12 protein-coding genes are annotated in these 23,144 nt (G+C 50.1%); 4 read left to right on the top strand and 8 right to left on the bottom strand.

Annotation, left to right across the window (positions count from 1 at the left end):
* The first annotated feature begins 149 nt into the window (after positions 1–149).
* The 4 genes from F453_RS16125 to F453_RS0105670 all read left to right on the top strand — a co-directional run bounded on the left by F453_RS16125 (position 150) and on the right by F453_RS0105670 (position 9,061).
* The gene (locus F453_RS16125; protein WP_234398331.1) at positions 150–344 is read left to right on the top strand and encodes a thioesterase; all 195 of its coding nucleotides are present in this window, start codon (positions 150–152) and stop codon (positions 342–344) included.
* 1,117 nt (positions 345–1,461) lie between these two features.
* Complete coding sequence (locus F453_RS0105660) at positions 1,462–4,287, top strand: M16 family metallopeptidase (RefSeq protein ID WP_018967149.1); 2,826 nt, start codon at positions 1,462–1,464, stop codon at positions 4,285–4,287.
* Positions 4,288–5,510: 1,223 nt separating this feature from the next.
* Positions 5,511–6,644, top strand: coding sequence for a 1-acyl-sn-glycerol-3-phosphate acyltransferase (locus F453_RS0105665; RefSeq protein WP_026292476.1), 1,134 nt, complete (start codon positions 5,511–5,513; stop codon positions 6,642–6,644).
* A gap of 2 nt (positions 6,645–6,646) precedes the next feature.
* Positions 6,647–9,061 (top strand): MMPL family transporter, encoded by a 2,415-nt coding sequence (locus F453_RS0105670; protein ID WP_026292477.1) that lies wholly within the window; start codon positions 6,647–6,649, stop codon positions 9,059–9,061.
* Positions 9,062–9,637: 576 nt separating this feature from the next.
* Here the strand turns inward: F453_RS0105670 and F453_RS0105675 are convergent.
* The 8 genes from F453_RS0105675 to F453_RS0105710 all read right to left on the bottom strand — a co-directional run bounded on the left by F453_RS0105675 (position 9,638) and on the right by F453_RS0105710 (position 22,785).
* Positions 9,638–10,039, bottom strand: a complete 402-nt coding sequence (locus F453_RS0105675) for a lipocalin family protein (RefSeq protein WP_018967152.1) — start codon at positions 10,037–10,039, stop codon at positions 9,638–9,640.
* Between the two features lie 640 nt (positions 10,040–10,679).
* Positions 10,680–11,561, bottom strand: a complete 882-nt coding sequence (locus F453_RS0105680; RefSeq protein WP_018967153.1) for a carbohydrate kinase family protein — start codon at positions 11,559–11,561, stop codon at positions 10,680–10,682.
* A gap of 29 nt (positions 11,562–11,590) precedes the next feature.
* Entirely contained in the window at positions 11,591–12,751 is a 1,161-nt protein-coding gene (locus F453_RS0105685; RefSeq protein WP_018967154.1) for an MFS transporter, read from the bottom strand.
* A gap of 168 nt (positions 12,752–12,919) precedes the next feature.
* Entirely contained in the window at positions 12,920–14,719 is a 1,800-nt protein-coding gene (locus F453_RS0105690; RefSeq protein WP_026292478.1) for a glycoside hydrolase family 32 protein, read from the bottom strand.
* Between the two features lie 216 nt (positions 14,720–14,935).
* Positions 14,936–16,540: a glycoside hydrolase family 32 protein gene (locus tag F453_RS0105695; protein WP_018967156.1), complete on the bottom strand. Its 1,605-nt coding sequence runs from the start codon at positions 16,538–16,540 to the stop codon at positions 14,936–14,938.
* An 11-nt stretch (positions 16,541–16,551) separates the two neighbouring features.
* The gene (locus F453_RS0105700) at positions 16,552–17,943 is read right to left on the bottom strand and encodes a DUF4960 domain-containing protein (protein ID WP_025789870.1); all 1,392 of its coding nucleotides are present in this window, start codon (positions 17,941–17,943) and stop codon (positions 16,552–16,554) included.
* Positions 17,937–19,667, bottom strand: a complete 1,731-nt coding sequence (locus tag F453_RS0105705; protein WP_018967158.1) for a RagB/SusD family nutrient uptake outer membrane protein — start codon at positions 19,665–19,667, stop codon at positions 17,937–17,939. The genes F453_RS0105700 and F453_RS0105705 overlap by 7 nt, the downstream gene beginning before the upstream one ends.
* Before the next feature lie 13 nt (positions 19,668–19,680).
* Positions 19,681–22,785 carry a SusC/RagA family TonB-linked outer membrane protein gene (locus F453_RS0105710; RefSeq protein WP_018967159.1) on the bottom strand — a complete coding sequence of 1,035 codons (3,105 nt, stop codon included), beginning with the start codon at positions 22,783–22,785 and terminating at the stop codon, positions 19,681–19,683.
* Positions 22,786–23,144 lie beyond the last annotated feature (359 nt).

Below are 23,144 nucleotides of genomic sequence, written 5' to 3' on the forward strand. Positions count from 1 at the left end.
CAAGTTGGCGAGATAACCATTTCTCAGCTTAGCCAGCTTTGTTCAAAAGGCATCATTTCTTATCCTGAACTCGCCAATCAACCCTTCTGTCGTTCGCATTTTCATAGCTCCGAGAATGCGCTTTCTAAGCCCTGATGATGCATTATTAGATTAATCGCCGTGTTAAATGTATTTTGGAGGGGCGTTCCATATCATCTGGAATGCTGTTCCAGTTGAACTGGAACACTGTTCCAACTTATCTGGAACAGGGTTCCATCTTAGCTATAACTAGGCGGGAGCTTAAAAAGCTCACTTCAAGAGCTTATCGGGTGGGGAATGAAAGATGGCGTTTGGAAGTAGGATAGGTGAATTGTTGGGGGCGATAGGCTGTGGAATGAGGCGCTTAGATGGTGCCAAGCCGGTATCAAGAGTTACGTGAATTCGGTGTAACACACGATGCTTTTTTGAGCAAGATTAGATAAAAAGCGAATGGGCATCTCGCCAACTAGTGCTACACGGCAATTGTCATCATGATTGTGTTTTATCCCGAAGTCGTGTAATTCAGGTGAAAATAGGGTGGTAAAGGTTCGTTCTGGGCAGAAATTTATAGGGTGGTAAGAACGTCTGCAAAAGCTGTAAAGCTTTCAAAAGGCAACCTTCTCTTAGCCCCTAGCCCTGTTAACCCCAACCTGTTTCCTTAGAAACAGAAAGCCCTAAAAAAGAAACGCGGGTGTGCCAAGCTTGGCACACCCGCGTGTTATATAGTAGTGGGCAATTTTGTTGATGAGTTTTAGCCCATCGCAAGTAAGCCTTGCCCGGTGCGCTTCATCGTCTGTCGCCCTTAAATTGACAGCCCGCCCCCGGTCCGTAAAGGTAAGCCCTGACCATTGCGTATTGTACCGGGGGCGGCGTAGGCTTTTGTATTATCTATGGTATATAATTATTATCATTGTTAGATATTGCAAAGTTACGTTTTATTTTACTATCATCAAAGTGTTTAAGCTAATTTTTTTGAAGGTTGATGAAAATAGTAAGTGTGCTGGTTTGTTTGTGAAGTTACGAAATGGAGAAATAAATCGACATCGTTTTGATGTAAAATGTCTGCAAATGGCTTCCATAAAGCAATGCTAATGACATACAAGCATATCACATTGGTAGGAAAGCGAACTTTCTGTTATGCAATTCTTTATTTATAAAATGTAATTTCCGCTTCGTCTATTTTGGTTCTATGGTCCACCAAAGAATGTTAAACGCTGTGCTAAGTATAATTACGTAAATAACGACAAATAAAGAAGCGTTTACCACTGAAATATCAAAAACAATGCAAGAAAAAATAAAACGAAAAGCCACAGTTCATCAACTTTTCTTTAATTTAATGCAAAAATTATGCGGAAGTCGGTAAAAAAGCTTTATCTTTGCTGCCATATTAAATGCCACCTCTTTAGAGGTCTTACCATTTTTACAAACAAAATAAACTATCCTATGCATTTTAGAAACTTGCTTGCGCTAGCCTTTCTCGCCCTAAGCGGCAGTTTACAGGCCCAATCGCAAATGCCCCCGATTCCCCGCGATCCCGCTGTGCGTATCGGTAAACTAGACAACGGGCTCACCTACTACATTCGTTACAACAACTGGCCAGAGAAGCGTGCCAACTTCTACATTGCCCAAAAGGTGGGCTCTTTGCAAGAAGAAGAAAGCCAACGCGGACTTGCCCACTTCTTGGAACACATGTGTTTCAATGGTACGAAGAACTTCCCTGGTGATGCGCTGCTACGTTATTGCGAAAGCTTGGGCGTGAAATTCGGCGCCGATCTTAATGCTTACACCGCCATCGACGAAACGGTGTACAACATCGACAACGTGCCAACGACCCGCCAAAGCGCACTAGACTCGTGCTTGCTCATACTACGCGACTGGGCAGGAAGCCTTACGCTCGACCCCAAAGAGATTGATCAAGAGCGCGGAGTGATACACGAAGAGTGGCGTTTGCGCACTAGCGCCAGCAGCCGAATGTTCGAACGCAACCTCACTAAGCTTTATCCAGGTTCGAAATACGGAGCGCGCTACCCCATAGGATTGATGAGCGTGGTAGATAACTTTAAATATAACGAGCTACGCGACTACTACGAGAAGTGGTATCACCCCACAAACCAAGGCATTATCGTGGTGGGCGACGTGGATGTAGACCATGTTGAGGCTCAAATCAAAAAGCTTTTCGGACCCATGAAGAACCCCGCCAACCCGGCTCCAGTGGTAGACGAAAACGTGCCCGACAACAATACGCCTATCGTTATCATCGATAAGGATAAGGAACAGACCAGCACCATCGTGCAGATGATGATGAAACACGACGTTACACCCGACTCGATGAAGGGCGATGTTGACTACATGGTGTACGAATACATAAAAGACGTGGGCATTAGCTTGCTAAACAACCGCTTGGAAGAGGCTGCATTGAAGCCTGATTGCCCTTTCGTGGGAGCCAGCGCTAGCGACGACGACTATATTTTCGCAAAAACCAAAGGGGCTTTCTCGCTTGCCGTGTCGCCAAAGACCACCGAACTAACGGCCGAAGCACTGAAAGCGGCCTATATCGAGGCGTTGAGAGCTGCCAAGTTTGGCTTTACACAGACCGAATACGACCGTTCTAAGACATCTACGCTCAGCTCGCTCGACCGCATGTTCAGCAACCGCGAAAAGCGTTTCACTTCGCAATTTGCCGAGAGCTACAAAGAGCACTTCCTCAATAACGAACCCATCCCGCCCATCGAATACTACTACGAGACGATGAAGCAGGTGGTTCCCAACATTCCATTGGAGTATGTTAACAAGGTGTTTGCCGAACTCGTGTCGAAGTCGGACACCAACTTGGTTATCGTGAACTTCAACCCCGAGAAAGACGGACTTACTTATCCCACCGAGGAAGGTTTGTTGTCTGCCGTTAGACAAGCACGCACCACCAACCTCACGGCTTACGTAGACAACGTGAAGAACGAACCCATCATCACCAAAATGCCTAAACCCGGCAAGATTGTAAGTCAAAAACGCAGTCCGAAGTTTGGTTACACCGAGCTGAAACTCTCTAACGGCGTAACCGTGCTGTTGAAGAAAACCGACTATAAGAAAGACGAAGTACGACTCAACGGTAGTGGTGGTTCGGGTAGTTCTGCATACGGACCAGCCGACTACGTTAACCTCGGCGTCTTCGATAACGCTATCGATGTAAGTGGATTGGCCAACTTCACCAACACCGAACTTAGCAAAGCACTTGCTGGTAAGAATGCTTCGGCGGGCCTTTCGATGAGCGAACAGCGCATGCACCTTAGCGGTAGCTCTACGCCGAAGGACATCGAGACCATGTTCCAGTTAGCTTATCTCAACTTTACGAAGATAAGTAAGGACCAAGAAGCATTCAACAACATGATGGAAGGCCTTAAAGTGAGCCTGCAAAACCGTGCAACCTCACCCGATCAAGCCTTCAGCGACTCGCTCAACGCTACTATCTACGGACACAATCCACGTGTGAAGCCACTTGAATTGTCCGACCTTTCGAAGGTTAATTACGATCGCATCTTGCGCATTGCAGCAGAGCGCACGGCCAATGCCAATGGTTGGCGCTTCATCATCATTGGTAACTACGACGAAGCTAAAATCCGTCCACTCATCGAACGCTATCTAGGTTCGTTGCCTTCAAAGGGTCCCAACCCCAACAGCAAGCAAGTAGTATTCTTCAAGAAGGGCGTAATCAAGAACGACTTTACGCGTAAGATGGAAACGCCAAAGGCCAATGCCAACATGGTTTGGTTTAGCGAAGACATCCCCTATACCACTGAGAACGCCATCAAAGCCAGCATCGCAGGTCAGATTCTCAGCATGGTGTACATCAAGAAGATACGCGAAGACGCCAGCGCAGCTTACTCTTGTGGCGCAACAGGTTCTGCAAGCATGGAAGATAAGTATCACAACGTGATGCTCTTTGCTTACTGCCCCATGAAGCCCGAGAAAGCCGACGTAGCATTGAAAATCATGCGCGAAGAGGTGGTTAACCTCTCCAAGCAATGCGATGCCTCAATGTTGGCTAAGGTAAAAGAGTACATGGCTAAGGAGGCCGACGATGCAATGAAGAGCAATGGCTATTGGGCCAGCGTTATCGGAACATGGTATCGCTACGGCATCGACTTGCATACCAACTATAAGGCACTTGTGGCAAAGCAAACGCCCGAGAGCATTAGCAACTTCGTTAAAGATATCCTGAAGGCTGGAAACCACATCCAAGTGACGATGATGCCGGCTGAAGAGAAGAAGTAAACAAGCGAAAAACGTGCTGGTAAAGGTGTGGCAACACACACGAAACTTTGCCAGCGGTATCCAATAAACAACAGGTAGGGATGCGTCCGACTAGTGGGCGTTCCCTACCTGTTGGCGTTTAGATGCGCAAAGAAGGAAAGATGGGAAGTTGAAAAACCAGCTTTTGCCAACCAATTTATTAACTTGCTGACCTGTTAAGCTATCAACCGATAGCGTACAAGCCACTTGTATGGCCACTACAAGCTCATCTGTACTGTCACTACAAGCCCATTTGTACTGCCGCTACAAGCCGTCTGTAGTGCCACTACAACTCGTTTGTAGCCACACTACAACTCATTTGTAGCCCCACTACAAAAGGCTTGTAGCGCTTCAGTCGCTCATAAAGCGCCCTGTAAGCACAAGAAACCTACACGCTAACTGTTCTGCCAATACGCCAATAAACAGTAAGAACAAGGCCTTGGCTAGTTCGGAATAAAGTACAATATACTTTGACAACAAACGTCTATTATGTCAACTACTGCGTAGCGGTTGATGAGACAGCTGCGAGGGTAGAATTTACTAATACCCCGTTTCTTTTACGTAAACTAACCAATAGAAAAAGACCAAGACCTACGGCCTTGTGGGATTAGGTGCACCATTTAGACAGGGTAGGTCGCTCTCGCTCCCAACCCTGCCCTTCCAACAGACCAACCGCTACGCGGTAGTTAGCGCAAAACAAGCCGCAATAGACCTGTGGCTAAAATGCTTGGCATGGAGAGTTCGCCACCTAAAAGACCAAAGGCTACGCGGTAGTTAGCGTAAAACAAGCCGTAATCGCCCCGTGACTATAAATGTTTTGACATGGAGTTCATCCCCCAAAATGGCAAAGGTTAGGCGGTAGTTAGCGCAAAACAAGCAGTTATCGCCCCGTGACTATAAATGCTTTGACATGAATTTCACCTTGCTAAAGACCAACCGATGCGGGGGTGGAGTAAATGAAACACAGACAATACGCCATCTACCGCGTAGCGGTTGGTCCTTTGGTAGGGCAGGGTTGGGAGCGAGAGCGACCTACCCTGCCTAGGCTGTATGGAGAGGAAACGAGCCCGTAGGTCTTGGTCTTTTCCCGTTTAATGCGCTTCTTTTATATAAGAAAAGCTCAATAGCACTGCTTTTTCACGATTATTTACTACCTTTGCCAAGTTATTTTATAATCTAGCGTAATCCACATTACACCTATATATATGGAGAAGTTTTGCACAATGAGCGGAGAATTCGACGATATACGCCCCTATAACGATGCTGAAGTGGCACAGGCCATGCGGCGAATAGCCCAGAGCCAGTGGTTACCCCAGCTGGCCGAGTTCGTTTTCCCCGAGCTAACGGTGCAAGACGTGGCACGCATGTTGGCAGAAACAAACACCACGCGCGAGTTTCAACACCGTGTGATGTATCGTTTCAACCGCGAAGTGATACGAAGAAGCGTCACCCAATTTTCCTGCGAAGGGATAGAACATTTACAGCCAGGGCAACCCTATCTCTTTGTGAGCAACCACCGCGACATTGTTCTTGATGCGTCGTTGCTACAATATGTATTGGTAGATGCAGGTCACGAAACCTGCGAGATCACTTTCGGCGCCAACCTGATGACCCATCCCACCGTCGTAGACATCGGTAAAAGCAACAAGATGTTTCGCGTTGAGCGCACTGGAAACAAGCGACAGTTCTACGAAAGCGAACTGCACCTGTCGCGATACATCAGGAATGCCATCGTAGAACGTGGCTCGTCGGTGTGGATTGCACAACGAAACGGGCGCACCAAGGATGGATACGACCGCACCGAACCTGCACTTGTTAAGATGTTTGCACTATCGGGGCAGGGCAACAAGTTGGCTTCGCTGGCCCAACTGAACATCGTACCCGTGGCCGTTAGCTACGAATACGAGTCGTGCGACCTGCTGAAAGCGCACGAAATGGCGCAAACGGCACGCCAGCCATACGTTAAACGCCCCGGCGAAGACCTTAACAGCATTCTCACAGGTATTCTCGAGCCCAAAGGCAAGGTGCATTTCTGCGTTACAAAGCCCATCGATGAGGCGCAGCTAGCCCCACTTGAGCACCTCCCACTTAACGATGCCGTGCGCCAAATGGCACAAATGATAGACCGCGCCATAGCTAACGCCTATCAATTGATGCCCACCAACATGGCGGCCTACGAGATGCTACATCCCGAAGAACCCCAAAACGCCGAGCTAGACGAGGCGAAAGCTTGGCTAAACCAGCGTATGAGCCTGCTCACCACAGCGGAAGAGCGTCGCCATCTGCTGCATATCTACGCCAATCCTGTTATCGCCAAACAACAAACAAAGCAAAGCTGAACATGACCACTCAATTGCTTCTTCGGCTGTACGATTGGTTCGCGCGGCATCGCCTCTTGCGTTTTGCGCTTCCCTTTGCTATGGTTTTGGCCGCGTTGGCAAGCGCATCGCAGTTGCATTTCAAAGAAGACATCACCGACTTTTTACCCAACGACCATAATTATCGCCGTTCGATGGAGATTTATAGGCAAACAAACGCTGCCGACCGCATCTTCATCGTGGCCTCGCCCACCGATACCACGCAGCTAAACACAGCTCTTTTGGTGCGCGCCATGCAGCTGTTGGAACGCGAGGGCAAAGCGCGCGGATGGCAACTAATGGCTCAGATCGACTTCGAAAGCGTGATGCGCATTCCCGATTTCGCCTACCAAAACGCCCCCTTGTTGTTGGGCGATGCCGATTTTGCCCGCATACGCCGTATAACAAGCACCGACAGCATGACAGCTGTGCTGCAACGGAATCGTGAAATGTTGCTATTCCCCACGGGTGGGATGGTTACGCAAAACATCGAACGCGACCCCTTGGGTCTTTTTGCGCCCTTGCTTAGTAGACTTCAAGCCAGTGGCAACGCCCTGCGTTACGAACTGCACGATGGCTATATCTTTACGCCCGACGACCGCCACGCTGTGGCCATGCTCACTTCGCCATACGGAGCGAGCGAAACCAACGGCAATGCGCTGCTTGTTAAGCAGATTGACAGCGTGGCGCGAAGCATCGAGGCGCGCGTGCCTGGTGTGCATTTCGCCGCTACGGGAGCACCCGTGATAGCCGTAGACAATGCCTCGCAGATAAAGACAGACAGCATTTGGGCCATCTCCATTGCCGCAACGCTCATCGTTGGCTTGCTGGTTTGGGCCTTGCGGCGTGCTCGCCACCTGTTGCTCATCGTCGTTTCCTTGGGCTTTGGTTGGCTCATGGCTATGGGCGGTATGGCTTTGGTAAGCCACGAAGTGTCTATCATCGTACTGGGCATTGCTTCGGTAATCATCGGTATTGCCGTAAACTATCCCCTACATTTCGTCACCCATCTGGCCCATTGCGCTTCGCCACGGCAGACGCTCGAAGAGATAGCCTCGCCCCTAGTGGTGGGCAACATCACCACCGTTGGTGCCTTTTCGGCCCTAATACCTCTCGATGCCACCGCGTTGAGCCATTTGGGCATCTTCGCAGCCATGATGTTGGTTAGCACCATCTTGTTTGTAGTGGTGTTCTTGCCTCATTATGTGGGCAAAAAGGATACTTCGGGGAAGGCACAAACAGCATGCGAGCAGTGCGAAACGCCTGATAACACCCCCTTATCCGCCACCGTCAACGCTCCTGCAGCCACCCTCACGCCCCGTCAGCGCAGGCAATCGGCCATCGTTGGCATGGCTTTGGTGGCGGTAACCCTTGTTTTGGGCTATTTCAGTCTTGGTACACAGTTTGATACCGACTTGCGAAATATCAACTATCTTACGCCCCAACAGCAAGCGCTTTTGACTCAATTGGCGCAGATGCGTGGCGAAGAACGGGGCACAACGCAGGTATATTTCGTGGCCGAAGGGCGTAATGCAGAGCAGGCTTTGCAAGCTGCCGAACAACCGCAATACCCCCTTTTGGTGGCTAGTAAGGCCGAACAGGGGCGACGTTTGGCCCAATGGCGCAGTATTTTGAACGAACGTGCGCCGCAATTAGATAGCTTACGAATATTGGCAGCAAAAGAGGGGTTCGCACCCGATGCCTTCGCGCCATTCCAGAAAATACTTTCTACACCGTTCGAACCACAATCGCCTGACCATTTCGCGCTGCTTTTGCAGGCTTCTGTTGGAAACCGCATCATCGGCAACACGGTGGTAAACATCGTTAACGTGCCCTCGCAGAAGGCCGACAGTGTGGTATCGACCTTCGCGCCCACGGCCAATGCCCAGCGTTGGGCCTTCACCCTACCCAGTCTTAACGCCACAATAGCCAACTCGCTATCACAGCATTTCAACTATATTGGTTGGGTTTGTGGTGCCATCGTTTTCGTTTTCCTTTGGCTTTCGTTCCGTAAGTTCAAGCTTGCGCTTATTGCTTTCATGCCCATGGTGGTGTCGTGGCTATGGATTTTGGGCACGATGCACCTCTTGGATATGCGCTTCAACTTGGTGAACATCATCTTGGCCACCTTTATTTTTGGTCAAGGCGACGATTATAGTATCTTCGTTACCGAGGGCTTGATATACGAACGACGTCACGGTCGCCCCATGTTGGCCGCTTATCGCAAGGGCATCTTGCTCTCGGCAGCTATCATGTTTATCGGCATGGGTTCGTTGGTGGTGGCCCGTCATCCCGCTTTACATTCGCTTGGAGCCATCACCATCGTAGGCATGGGCGCAGTTGTGGCCCTTACCTATGTTGTTCCGCCCCTGTTGTTTAAATGGTGGGTGAAAGGGTGAAAAAGTGAAAAGGTGAAGAGGTGAAAAGATAGGAAGGGTGAAAAGGTGAAGAGGTGAAAAGATAGGAAAAGTGAAAAGGTGAAAGGGTGAAAAAGTGAAAAGATAGGAAAGGTGAAAGAGTGAAAGGGTGAAAAGATGGGAAGAGTGAAAGGGTGAAAAGATGAAGGGGTGAACCAACAGGGCAACCGTTGCGCGGTAGTTGGTGAGATTGTCATTCGTTTTTTAGTTCATCTTGCTCAAAAAGCATGGTATCTTATCCCGAACGCTCATAAAATGTTACGCGCTTAATGGTAAAGCGAATTGAGCTTTACGAAAAGACGACTTGTTATACATAAGTTGTAACCCGGTTCCAATTGGTCTGGAATGAGGTTCCACATCAACTGGAACAGGCTTCCAGATGATGTGGAACAGGAGTACCAAATAGTTGGAACAAAGCCAACGATGGTAAAGTTCTAAATAAGAGCTGTGTTAATGCAGTTCGTTAACATGCAATAAGCCCCATCCTCAGTCTCTTTTCAAAGGGCCGAGGGAGATAGTTTGCATGGCCATAGCCATGTATGATAGGGATTGTGAAGCCTAGTTGCGACGTTTGTATCTCGTCGTAACCTTGGTCTTCAGGTTGGTTAGGGTGAGCACGTTGTCCTTTATCTCGAACTTGTAATCGATTTCAATTACATCGTGCCCTTTGGGACAAGTGTTGCGCAGATGTATGCGATCTTCGGTGATGCTAAATGCACCCTTACGTATACGCTGATCTTTCCCGTCAATAGTTTCGTGTTTGTCCCATGTAAGGTCTTTGTACCAAGTTTCGTAGACTCTTGATTGTCCACAAGAACTGCAATTACTTATTGGTCTCCACGAGCCAAGTAGCTGCTGTAATATGGCGGGTTGGTCGTCATCAGAACTGCAAGCTGCGAATGCCATGGCAACAACTGCGAACATGGCAAATAACGATAATTTTTTGATGGTGTGTAACATGATGTTTGGTTTTTAAAATTATGGTATAAATATAAGCGTTTAGATTGTTGTTTCCCACGTTGGTTCAGTGGCTTAGGTAGGCTTCACTGCGCATGTGATGGCCAATCTGTAAGTAGGGTAGTAATGATGTTGAGGCAGCTAATGGCGTTTTTACGATGGGTGGTTTTCAATGCGCCCAAGTCATAGGCTGTCTTTTAACCAATTGTACTTTTCATGATGGCATAGTTTAACAACTTTACCTTTTCATTTCGCAAAGATACAACTATTTTGATTAACAAAAAAGAAAAAGAGAATATTTTTAGGAGTTAAGGAGTTATGGAGTTAAGGATTTAAGCCGTATGCTCAGTTGTATAGTGGGAAGATTTCTTGTCACCCCGTCATTTTTTTAACTTGTTTACGGGTTATGGAGTTAAGGATTTAAGCCGTATGCTCAGTTGTATAATGGGAAGATTTCTTGTCACCCCGTCATTTTTTTAACTTGTTTACGGGTTATGGAGTTAAGGAATTAGCCCGTACCCGAAGGAGATGTGGTGGGTGTGCTGTCAGTTAAAGAACTATGGAGTTAAGGGAATAATAAGCTTGTAGCTACAAAGCTATTGGCTTAACTCCTTAACTCCATAACTCCTTAACTCCTCGTTTCTTACTTAATTCTGTCGATAAAGTTTTTGGGAAGCGTGGGCATTGCGCCGTTTTGGGTGCAAACGAAGGCGCTGGTTTCAACGGCTAGGCGATGCGCTTCGCTAACAGGAACGCCACTAAGATAGGCTGCACAGAAGCTGCCAGTGAACGAATCGCCTGCGCCAACGGTGTCGGCAACCTCCACTTTTGGTGTTTCCAAGAACGACATAGCACCAGGTGTGAACACGTAACTGCCGTTTACGCCACAGGTTAGCACAAGGGCATCGAGATTGTATTTGCCCAAGATGAGCCAGCATTTGTTGGTCATGTCGAGCCCAGGATAACCAAACAGGCGGCCAATGGTAACCAGTTCTTCGTCGTTTATCTTCAAGATGTCGCATCGTTTGAACGATTCGAGCAGCAGTTCTTCGTTATAGAAGTTTTGACGAAGGTTGATATCGAAGATTTTAAGACAGTCTTTTGGGGTGGCATCGAGGAAGCGGTGAATGGTGTTTCGGCTCACTTCGTTGCGTTGGGCCAATGATCCCCAGCACACGGCACGGCAGTTTCGGGCCACTTCTTCAAGTTCGGGGGTGAAGGGGATGTTGTCCCAAGCCACACCTTCCTTAATGTCGTAGGTGGGCACACCTTGTGCATCGAGCGACACCTGCACCGTTCCTGTGGGGAAAGGTACGCGTGGCATCAGCACGTTTAGCTTTTTCTCGGCGAACTTCTGGGCTATTTCGTTGCCCAAGTTATCATCGCCCAAAGCGCTAACGGCCATTGTATCCATTCCAAACTGTGCGGCATGGTAGGCAAAATTTGCAGGTGCACCGCCTATTTTCTTTCCTTCGGGCAGCATATCCCATAGTGCCTCGCCCAATCCAACGATAAGTCGTTTCATATCTTCTTGTTGTTTTTAGTTAAGTATGCTTACTTTGCGCCAATCTTTTGCCCGTAAGTAAATAGGTAGATTACGCCAATCGCCATCACGACAGCGGCTCCCCATTGACCAACGGCGTCGCTGGCAGGTCCCATAAGTAGGGGGAAGATGGTACCACCGAACAGTCCCATGATCATCAGGCCCGACACTTCGTTCTTCTTGTCGGGCATGGATAGCACGGCTTGAGAGAACACGAGCGAGAAGATGTTAGAGTTGCCGAAGCCTACAAGCGCAATGGCGGTGTAGAGAACGGCCTTGCTTTCGCCCACGGCTAAGCCCAACATGGAAAGGGCCATCATGCAAACCGACACGTAGAAGAAGGCGCGGTTGTTGAATTTGGCCAGTATGAACGAGCCACTAAGACAACCAAGGGTACGGAAAATGAAGTAAAGGCTGGTGGCGAAGCCTGCTTCGTCGAGCCCCATGTGCAAGCGTTCTTGCAGAATTTTTGGTGCATGGGTGTTTGTTCCCACGTCTATTCCCACGTGACACATGATGCCGATGAACGACAACAGTACGATGGGCGTGCCCAAGAGCTTGATGGTTTCCATGAAGCTAGAGGGCTTATCCTTTATGGGTTCTTCTTCGATGGGCGTGGCCGACAGCATCAGGGTGGCCAAAATACCAATAACCATGTAGATGGGGAAGAGTACGCGCCAGCCCAAACCAAAGTGGGGGATGCTGGCTGCTGCGCCCCAAGCGGCGATAATGGGTGCCATGAACGAGGCGATGGCCTTTACAAACTGGCCGAAAGTGAGGGTGGCGGCAAAGCGATCGCCACTAATGATGTTCGAGATAAGGGGGTTGAGCGACGTTTGCATAAAGGCATTGCCGATGCCTAGCAGCGAAAACGAGATTAACATCAGTTCGTAGCTGTTGCCAAAGAGGGGCAAAAGCAAACTCGCCACGGTGATAACGAGCGACACGAGCACCGTTTTCTTACGTCCAATCTTGTTCATGAGCATGCCCGTTGGCACGGCAAAGATGAGGAACCAAAAGAAAACGAGCGACGGGAAGACGTTTGCGGCCGAGTCGGAGAGGTTGAGGTCGGCCTTGACATAGTTTGAGGCGATGCCTACAAGGTCAACAAATCCCATGGCGAAGAAACAAAACATCACGGGAATGAGTGTGAGTTGGGTTGATTTACGCATAATTGTTTGTATTTAAAGCCTCACTCCCAATCCCTCTCTAAGGGGGAGAGGGGGAGTGATATGCTTTGTGGGTTTAAAGTGAAAGAATGAAAGGGTGAGAAGATATTAATGTCATTAAGACATTTGGCTTAACTCCTTAACTTCATAACTCCTTAACTCCTTAGAAACTTATTTCATTTCAAACGCCGACACGTTGGCCTTGTTTCCACCCGAGTTTTCGAGCAACAAGGTGTTGTAGGGCGTTGTAGGGAACACCAGATTGGTGAGCGAAGCCTTGCCTTGCGCGTCTATAACCTCAACGCTACTTTTATCAACGAAGATGCGGAGCGTGGTTATAAGACCGCGTGTTGGGGCAACGGTAACAGCCTTGAAGCCGTCGCTGAAATCGGATTTGCCACTTTGGGTGCGGTCTACCGATAGCGTTTGTGCGGCCACATCATAGCTAACAACAACCTTTTCGCCTGCTGCATTTTGCAAGGTAAGGCTCGTTTTGCCCTTGGTTTGGGGCTTGATAACCATCACCAATTCGTAAGCGCCTTGCGCAGGGTTGAAGGTTCGGCGTGCCGAAGTGCTGTTTTTAAATAGCGGTTTGCCACGAGCGGCCAATAGTTCTTTGGATGGCGTGCGCCCAACGAATGTCTGACCGTCGTGTTCAAACAGGTCGAGGTCGCATGCAATGGTGTTTGCCGAGCGGAATTGCTGTGTGGGAACTTGGTTGCCATACTGCCAGTTGCTCATCCAAGTCATCAGTATGCGGCGACCTTGCGGTGCGTTATCAAAGGTGATGGCAGCGTAATGGTCTTTGCCGTAGTCCATCCACTTGGTTGTTTCGGGCTTGTCCTCGCAGGTAAACTGATGGCCGTCGAACTCGCCGATGAAGTATTGCGTGGCGTTTCCACCAAAGGGTCCGCCTGGATTAATGTTGCAAATAAGCATCCACTTCTGCTTGTCGATGCCGCGAACGGGCAGTTGCATGAGGTCGGGACATTCCCAAACGCCATCGTGGTTGCCGTATCCTTCGCCAAAACGGTTCTCGAACGTCCACTCTTTGAGGTTCTTCGAGGAGTAGAATTGCATTTCTTGTCCGGCGGCAAGCACCATTATCCAGCGTTCGGTGGGTTGATGCCAAAACACGTGCGGGTCGCGAAAATCGGGTATCGGAGCCGTTATTACGGGGTTACGATCATATTTCGTGAAGGTCTGTCCGTTGTCAGTGCTGTACGCCATGCTTTGCGTTTGGTTCTCGCCAGCCGAGGTATAGAAGGCCACCACCGCACCAGCGCCAAAGCCAGCCGTGTTGTTATGGTCTACAACACAGCAGCCGCTGAATATCGTTCCCAGAGCGTCGGGAGCTATGGCAGTGCCTCGATCTTCCCAATGCACAAGGTCTTTACTAACGCTGTGACCCCATGTCATGTTCTCCCATTGCGAACCGTATGGGTTCCATTGATAGTAAAGGTGGTACAATCCGTCTTTGTAGAAGAGACCGTTGGGGTCGTTCATCCATCCATAAGGTGGCGTGTGATGGTACAACGGACGCCACTTTTCGCGGTTGGCCGTGTCGAAGTTGTCGGTCATTGTCATGTTTTTCCAGCACACATAGTCGTTTAGGTTGCCGTTCTTACGAACGTCGCCCTGCGCGTGCACATCGAGAACAAAGGGCTTCCCCTTAACGGCATCGAGTGCAAGTGGCACGAAATAGTCTACGTGGTCGGCTGCCAAGCGCACGTTAAGCGTTTGGATGGCGTTGTTGTCTACGATAAGTCGCAGGTTGCAAAGTTCTGCTTTCTCTTCAACGGGCAACAGCAAGTAGCGCGTTGTGGGTGTATCGAAAGCCAGCATACAATGGTTTTTGCTGAGCATATTCATCTTTTGGGGGTTGTCGGCATAGGCAATGGCATGCGCCACAAATAGCAACAAGAGGGTTGTTGCAAGCCGAAATATGGGTCTGGTTAGTCTCTGTGCCATAATCTTGAATGGTTGTTGCGGTTTAGGTGATGCGCGTTAGGTCCTGAATAACTGTAATTCTCTGTTCCAAAGATAAAACTAAGTGGGCTAAACGACAAGCTTTCGCGCATCGGATGTTGGCTGGATTAATGTTTATTAACCGAGGCTGGCTTTGTGTGCGAACAACGGGTTGCCCGCGACACTTGGTCGAAGACAACCCGTTGACTCACCTGTGAGCTATTTGGTTGTGCTCACGCTGAGGTTACTTACGCTCACTTCGCCACCATAGCTGTTGATACTCCAACAGTTTTTGGCCATGTTATAGATGCGGTTGGTGTAGCAACACACGTCGTTGACGTACATTACCAGCACGCTGTTGTCGGTGTAGATGGTTACGTTATAGGTGTTGTCGGATGGCCGAGCAAAGACGTAGCCGTCTATTCCCTCAACAAAACCCTTGCCCTTCGGTCCTTCTTCTTCGAAGTTCACCTTGCGCTTGTCGCCTCCTTCGGGGTTAATCACTAGGGTGTACCACTTTTCTGAGTCGCTGCCACGTACAAACGAGATGCCGAATTTATCGGTGTTGGCGGTCGTTTTCACGGTGAAGCTGATGCGGTTTACCTGTCCTAGTCGGGGGAATAGCGCCCAAGCCTCACCTTGCAGTTTAAGGTTGGCGCCGTCTTGCGTTACCCCTTGTGCGCTTTGCGCCATCACTTTGGGGGCGGCGTTTTGGCCAAACTGCGTGTTGATGGCAGGCACTTCGCCGAGCGTTAGTGTGCCGTCGGCATGCTGTATCAGGCGATGCGCCACCAAATTGCCTGCCCATTCGGGTTCGTGGGGATAGGCCCCAACATCCGTATTGTTGTTTCCAGGACGCGTAGGACACCATCCCCAGATGTAGCGGTTAGTGCCGTCGCTAGCCGTTTTGCCTGCATAGAAACCGCGACTGTCGAGAAATCCCTCGTGGTCGTCGGGCCATTTGCCTGCATCGTTGGCTGTAGTGGCCTTCAATTCGTTGATGGTACGACCCTTGAAGTATTGCACGCGACGCACGGCAGCATGCTTTTCACTGTACACCAAGTACCACCAATCGCCCATTTTGAAGAGGTCGGGGCACTCGTAAAAGCGGTCCCACATCATGGTCATAAACACTCCGACGTGCTTCCACGTCTTTAAATCGGTAGAAGAGAACTCTGCCAGCACGCCCTTACCATCCTTATAGGTGGCCACGAGCATGCGATAACCGCTGCCATCTTCGGCCTTATAGACGTAAGGGTCGCGGAAATCGTTGGCGCTATAACCATAGTCGTTGCCACGAATGACGAACGTTTGGCTCTTGGTCCATGTCTTAAAGTCGGGCGAAGTGGCCACCATCACCACCTGTGCATTATCGCCTTGGCGTGGCTGATGCTTGTTGCCGGTGTAGAAGGTGTAGTAAGTGTGCTGCGTTTCGTCGTAGATGGTAGAGCCAGTGCCCAATGCCGCATCTTGTTCGGCAGCCCCTCCGCATGGTATTAGCTCGCCTAATGAGGTGTAGTGAGCTGCGTCTTTGGTGCTGACAGCCCAAATGGGATGATAGGTAGCAGCAGGGTTGGGACGATAATCTTGTAGGTAAAGTACCTTAAAATCTTTTGCCACGGGGTCGAAGAAGGGCATGGGGTCGCCCACGAAACCAGCAAATGGCTTGTAATAGGTGTCTTGTTTCTTGTCGTCGGCTGTTTGGAAGAAGGTGGTTGTTCCCTGCCAGTCGCGCTCTTCAACTGCGGGCGCGTCGCTTTCGCAGCTTGCTAGCGGTGTGGCTAGCAAGGCAAGCGAAGCGATGAGATATGCTGTTTTATTCATTGTTACAGAGTTTATCGTTTAAGAAGGTTGATGGCGTTGCGCGTTAATGTGGCTACATTCTGGTGATAATGCGGCGTTACGGGGTCGATGCTGAACCAGTCGTAGCAGCCCGAACCAATGCAGACGATGCCGCCTTTGGTGCCATTGGCCGGTATTTCCCATGCCACGATGGCGCCATCGCCACCATATCCAAGGTCGCGCGCACCAGTTTCGTTGCGCCAAGTGTCGTAATCGGCATACCCACCCCAGTCTGCACCGATGTGCCATTGGGCTGTTGAGTTGGTGATGCGATAGCCAGCGTCGCAGGTAAACACGTCGTTGGGGGCGTCGCTCTTCATCACGAGGTTGCGATAAAGTGCGTTATCGGCATGTCCGCGCATAGAGAAGCTCCACGGCGAACCCACTGTTTCGGCCTCGGCTTCATTCTGTCCCCAGCAGTTATTTGGCACGCCGTCGTTCTTCATCGCACCGATGAAGGCTGGCATGTTGGTGGCATAGCGCGTAAAGAGGAACGAACCGCCTGCGTTGTAGTAGTCGCGCAGGGCTACCGAAGCCTCTACTGCGGCAGGTGCAGCCTTCTCGAAGGCCTCTTTTCCATCCACTCCGCCATCCTTATGGTAGTGCCACCATATCACCTTACAAGCACTTAGGTCGATGCTTCCGTTCTTAATGTCGGCGAACGAGGCGTAGAGCGAGTTGGGCACGTTGGCCAACATCCAGCGACAAGCCGTTAGCTCTTCGATGTTTAGTTGGTCCATGCTCGACGCTAAGCCCACGAACACCACTTCGGGCTTACCTATCTTCGTAACGGTTACGGTGTAGGTGGCGGTAGCGGTGTTGTTGGTAACGGTTATTTGCACAGGTTTGGCAAAGCTGGTAGCCACTCCGCTGACGATAGATGCTGTGGCGTTGTCGCTCAAAGTGAATGTGGGCACGAGCGAAGAGAGGTTGAGTGCCTCGGGAACATAAACCGAAATGGTTTTCGCCCCTTCGTCTATGATGCCCGTATACAGGTCGTTAATCTTAAAGCTAGTTATCTTTGCCTCGTCGCGACGCACGCTGATGGTCCAGTCTTCGTACACGTCGGCGTTACGAACACGCATCGTTCGGGGCGTGGTAAAGTCCAGATGGTCGCCCTGCTTGATGTTGGCCGTTGCGCCTGCACTAAGTTGCAGGGTGGTAAGTTCCATGTTCCTAACGTCATAACCTTGTGGAACACGCACGGTAATGCTTCGTGTTGGCAGGTCGGTTGTGCCTTCGTATTTGTCTAATGCAATGGCTTGCACGTTGCAGTCGCCACCTAGTTGCAGGTCGCTAACGTTGCTTTCGCTGCACGCCGTGATGGCAACGAGCGTGGCAAAGGCCATCATGATTTGGGTTATCAGGGTTTTCATCGTTACCAGTCTCCTATGTTTTGTTTGTAATTACCTTTCGAAGCGGCCACCTGTGCATGTGGGATAGGCAGGTATTCGTTCTTGTTGGCGGTGAAGTGAGCACCGTTATATATGGCGCAATCGTTAGCTTCTTCGGCGTAATACTTGTTTATCACGCTGGCAGCTTCGCCCCAACGCACGAGGTCGAAGAAGCGTTCGCTCTCCATTCCCATTTCCAATCGGCGTTCCATCTTCACGATTTTGAGTGTTTGGGCTTGGTCGTAGGTGCCTGTGTATTGACCTACATTGAGCCTAACGCCATATTGCGACTCGTAGTTGGATATGGCTGCGGTGCTTTGTTTGGCTCTTCTGCGTAGCTGATTAACCAGTGCCAGTGCCTCTTGCAGATGACTTCCGCCTAGTTGGGCCAAAGCCTCTGCACGTTCGAGCAGCACGTCGGCGTAGCGGAACACGATGCGATTCATAGGCGTTCCCCACCACGAACCTTTAATAAGGTATCCGCTTTTGGGGTCGACGTTTTGCTTTAAGGTTACGTAATAGCCGTAAAGACCGTTTGAACGACTCCATGTTGCAGAGCGGTCCATCATGAAATCGCGGTTAAACTCGTAGGGCAGGCCGGGCATTCCTACGGTGAGGAAAAGGCGCGGGTCGGCATAATCGCGGCTCTTGTCGTAGTCGGCCTTGTTAAAGTCGTCTATTCGGGGCAGCCCGGCGTTGTCTGTACGATAGGCGTTCACGAGGTTTTGGCTGGGCTTGTAGAAGTCACATCCGCCATCGGTAACGCCTGGAATGTTGGGCACAATCAGTCCGTAGCTCCAATTGAGGTTGCCGTATGTTGTCCCGTCGTTCATCGAGTACTGCATAGCCCAAATGCTTTCGGCCCCGTTTTCGTACTGCGGTTCGGGTCGGAAGTTATTATGGAAGTCGGTTTCTAATGCAAATCCGCCAGCTGCATAGATGTCGGGCGCGGTGTATTGCACCACCTTTTGCAGGTCTTCTGTCGAGATAGAGGTCACTTCGTTGCTGTTTTCGTTGTCTTGACGATAAGCCTTGTACAGGTAAACCTTAGCCAAGAAAGCGGCGGCAGCGGCTTTCGAGGGTCGTCCCACTTCTGATTGGCGTGCAGGTAGCACGTTGTAGGCCTCTTCAAGGTCTTTGGCTATGAGCGCCCAACCTTCGTCGTTGCTGTATTGGCGGTTCGAAAGGTTGTTGTATTGTTCGCTCGTCAGGCTGGGGTCTACTACAAAGGGGATGTATTTGTACAGTCTTTTGAGTAAGAAATGACCGTAGGCGCGTAAGAATTTCATTTCGGCCAGGCGCTGTTCTTTCAGCGGATAGTTGGCTGCATCGGTTTGTTGCAGCAGCTCGATTGCGGTATTCACGCGCGAAATGCCGTTGTACAGACGCTGCCACATGTCGCTGATGTTCCAGTTAGTGGTAAGTATGCCTTGCGACACTTCCAGTTGGTGGAACACATCGCCATCGCTCGTGCCGTTTCCGCCCTTATAAGCGTCGTCGGAACGTACGTCGAAGTTCCACATTGAGAACGAAGAGTTGATGTCTTCGGCCGAAATCCAGATGGCATAGGCCGATATAACCAGCTTGTCCACATAGCGGGCGTCTTTCACTTGGTCGTTGTTTAGTGTGCCCTGTGGTTTCTGTTCGCCCAAAAAGTCGCTGCAACTGGATGCCAGTATGGCGCAAAGGGCTAATATGATGGTTGCTTTTTTCATTGTGATTGAACGTTTAGAAAGTGACGTTTAGGCCGAAAGTAAGGTTCAAGGGGATGGGATAACCAAAGTTGGGGTTCTCCGGATCAACGCCCGTAAAGCTGCTACTCTTGATGGTGAGCAGGTTTTGTGCGCTCACGTAGAGGCGCAGACGTTCCATCATGAGTTTCTTAACCATGGCCTGAGGTAGGTTATAGCCTAGTTGTATGGTGCGCAATTTGAGGTACGAACCATTCTCAACCCAATAGCTCGACACACGTTTCTCGTTGGCGTTGTCGGATAACGACAGGGCGGGGATGTCGCTTGAGGGGTTGGATGCGCTCCATGCGCCCAGCAAACGACGACCTTTGTTTAGGAAACCAATGTTAAGGCCAGCCCAAAGGTCGGTTTCTTTCTTCAAGTCGGAGATGATGTCTACACCCTGAACGCCCTGCCAAAACATGGTAAGGTCTAGGCCCTTGTACTCTAAGTAGACGTTAAGACCATAGCTGAACTTGGGCACAGGCGAGTAAATCCACGTTTGGTCGGCCTCGGTAATTTTGTTGTCGCCGTCTAAGTCGCGATATCTAATGCGACCAGGAGCCGCTCCTTGCTGTTGCGCATGGTTGTCTACCTCGGCCTGACTCTTAAAGATGCCGTCGGCCACATAGCCTACTTGCGCGCCCATAGGATGCCCAATGACGCTCTTCACACCGTTTCCACCGAACGTTCCGTTAGCTGCCACGGTCTCGGGAAGCTTAGTTATCTTGTTGCGATAGGTCGATAGGTTGGCGGCTAGGTCGTATTTAAGGCCGAAAACAGTGGTGTTGCGATAGCCTAAGTTCAGTTCCACGCCCCGATTTTCCATCTCTCCGGCGTTAATCCATTGTGTGCTGCCTTCGCCCATGGCTGCAATGCCAGCCATTTGCACAAGTATGTCGCGCGTCTTTTTATAATACCAGTCTACGCTTCCATAGAGTGTGGCGTTAAAGAACGAGAAATCGGCACCCAAGTTGGTTTGTGTGGTGGTTTCCCACTTAATGTTGTCGTTGCCAATTTGGTCGCGTTTAAAGCCCGAATCAAGTGTGCGACCGCCGTTGGTGCCTGCTATGTCGTATGACGTTCCATAGCTTTGACCGCCGTTTTCGTTTACGCCGTAGTTGCTAACATACACTGTGTAGCGTGCGATGTTCGATATTTCTTGGTTACCCGTTTGTCCCCAAGATGCACGCAGCTTGAGATCGTCTATCCACGATACACGATTGAGAAAGCGTTCGCGATTGATACGCCAGCCAAGCGATAGTGCGGGGAAGGTGGCATAGCGGTTGTTCTTGCCGAAACGCGATGAACCGTCGTGGCGAAGAGTGAGCGATGCCATATAGCGATCATCGTAATTATAGTTGAGTTTACCAAAGAACGACACCAGCGAGTAACCCGAACCGCCGCCATGGCTTTGTGCCGTGCCCACGCCAGCGCTTGGCCACATGTAATCGGGCGAGAGAATGAGGAAGCCTTCCTTATAAGCCGAGAAGTAAACATCGTCTTGGCGGTTAAGCTCCATACCTGCCATGGCGTCGGTGCGGTGCTTACCCATCTCCAGGTTGTAGGTAGCCACGGCGTTCCACATCCATTTCGTCCAATGCTCTTGCTTAGGTTCAACGGCGTTGGTGCTCTTAGCCACGTTGCCTTCGGTAACGGGATAGGTGAAGAAACGCTGCATTTTCTGACTATAATCCAAGCCGAACGTGGAGCGCAGGTTGAAGTTTTTGAGGGGGTTTAGGTTGATGTAAGCGTCGCCGAACATGCGCCAGTAGGTGTAACGGTTGTCTTTGTTGCGCTCTAACACGGCTACGGGGTTGTAACGATCGGGATAACCGCCCACAGGTCCACCCCAATTGCCATCCGTTGTATGCACAGGCAGCGAGGGGTTGAACTGCAAAACGTTAGATAGGAAACCGCCAGGGGCCTGCACTTCGGATGTACGGTTGAGTGTGAAATGTTCGCCAACGGTGAGCAAATTACCAATAAGCTTATATTCGGTGTTCATTCGGGCCGAGAAGCGATTGAAGTCGCTCTGCCTGATAATGCCCTGATTGTTGTAATAACCCAGTGAGAAATACGAACTGCCTTTCTCCGAACCGCTGCTAACTGCTACGTTATATTGCTGCACAAGACCCGTGCGCGTGGTTTCGTTAAACCAGTCGGTGTCTGCCGCAGGTGTTTTTCCGGCTACGTCTAGATACTTCTTCATGCTCATTCCCTGCAATGTGGGCAGGCCTTGCGCATCGTATCCCCAATCGAAATGATAGCCCAAGCCATTGGTGTTGGGGTCCATGCCATCGTTAACGTAGGCTTGCCACATCACCTGACCATACTCCTTGGCGTTAAGCACATCAAGCTTGTGCACGTAAGTGGCGGCCGATATGGATGCGTCTAGGTCTACGCGGATGCGCCCACTCTTGCCTCGCTTGGTGGTAATGATGATTACGCCATTAGCTGCACGGCTTCCGTAGATGCTGGCCGATGCGGCATCTTTAAGCACTTGTATGCTTTCGATGTCGTTTCCGTTCAGTTCGTGCATGCCCGCCTTCGTGGGAACACCATCTATAATATATAGCGGGTCGTTGTCGTTGAGCGTTCCCACACCGCGAATACGCACCGTGGCTTGTCCCGAAGGTGCACCATCTGCGGCGATGTTCATGCCCGGCACACGTCCTTGCAAGGCTTTGATGGGGTTGTTTTCGTTTTGTTTGGCCAGGTCGTCGACGTTAACCACCGACACGGCGCCCGTTAAATCGGCCTTGCGTTGGGTGGTATAGCCTGTCACCACCACTTCGTTCAGGCTCTTGGCATTTTCTTCCAATGCGATGTTCATGGTTGGCGTGGCCTTCACTTCAATGGTTTTAAACCCCAAGTAAGATATAACCAGCGTTGCCCCGCTGTTCACTTCGAGTTTAAAATTGCCGTCAATGTCGGTGACGGTTCCGCGTGTGGTTCCTTTTTCCACGACGGATGCGCCCGTGATGGGTTCGCCGTCGGTGGCCGAAGTAACCTTACCGCTCACGTTTACGCCTTGCGCATGGGTAAGGGCGCATACGAAAATGGCCATCGCGATGATAAGAAGAGTTCGTAGCTGCTTCATTTCTTGTTGCGTAATTAGGTTTTATAAATATGTAAGATTGTAGCTTTGTAGAGAGGGGAAAGTAGCCTTTCTCATCGGGTCGCGTAATTCCTAAAATTGATTTATGTCAATTCGGGTGCGCTTTCTCCCCATCTTCTGCGGAGGCAAATTTAGTACGAACGCGCGTAAGGGGCTTGCAATAATCGTTCGTATGCATGCAAAAATCGTTCATGAAACATTTTTGTAAGAGAAAGAAAGAATAATTTGGGCAGTTGACGAGCTAACAAGTAGGCGAGTAGGCAAGGGGAAAGTGAACAAGTTGACTTGTCCTCTTGTCTACTGATTGACTGCTTTACTCGTCAACAGGTTCACTTGTCTAC

This window comes from Hoylesella loescheii DSM 19665 = JCM 12249 = ATCC 15930, from assembly GCF_000378085.1.
Taxonomy (GTDB): domain Bacteria; phylum Bacteroidota; class Bacteroidia; order Bacteroidales; family Bacteroidaceae; genus Prevotella; species Prevotella loescheii.

Coding starts and splice junctions, on each gene's coding strand:
- F453_RS0105705 (WP_018967158.1), bottom strand. CDS start 19,667: ATGAAAAAAGCAACCATCATATTAGCCCTTTGCGCCATACTGGCATCC.
- F453_RS0105710 (WP_018967159.1), bottom strand. CDS start 22,785: ATGAAGCAGCTACGAACTCTTCTTATCATCGCGATGGCCATTTTCGTA.
- F453_RS0105690 (WP_026292478.1), bottom strand. CDS start 14,719: ATGGCACAGAGACTAACCAGACCCATATTTCGGCTTGCAACAACCCTC.
- F453_RS0105665 (WP_026292476.1), top strand. CDS start 5,511: ATGGAGAAGTTTTGCACAATGAGCGGAGAATTCGACGATATACGCCCC.
- F453_RS0105695 (WP_018967156.1), bottom strand. CDS start 16,540: ATGAATAAAACAGCATATCTCATCGCTTCGCTTGCCTTGCTAGCCACA.
- F453_RS0105670 (WP_026292477.1), top strand. CDS start 6,647: ATGACCACTCAATTGCTTCTTCGGCTGTACGATTGGTTCGCGCGGCAT.
- F453_RS0105685 (WP_018967154.1), bottom strand. CDS start 12,751: ATGCGTAAATCAACCCAACTCACACTCATTCCCGTGATGTTTTGTTTC.
- F453_RS0105660 (WP_018967149.1), top strand. CDS start 1,462: ATGCATTTTAGAAACTTGCTTGCGCTAGCCTTTCTCGCCCTAAGCGGC.
- F453_RS0105680 (WP_018967153.1), bottom strand. CDS start 11,561: ATGAAACGACTTATCGTTGGATTGGGCGAGGCACTATGGGATATGCTG.
- F453_RS0105675 (WP_018967152.1), bottom strand. CDS start 10,039: ATGTTACACACCATCAAAAAATTATCGTTATTTGCCATGTTCGCAGTT.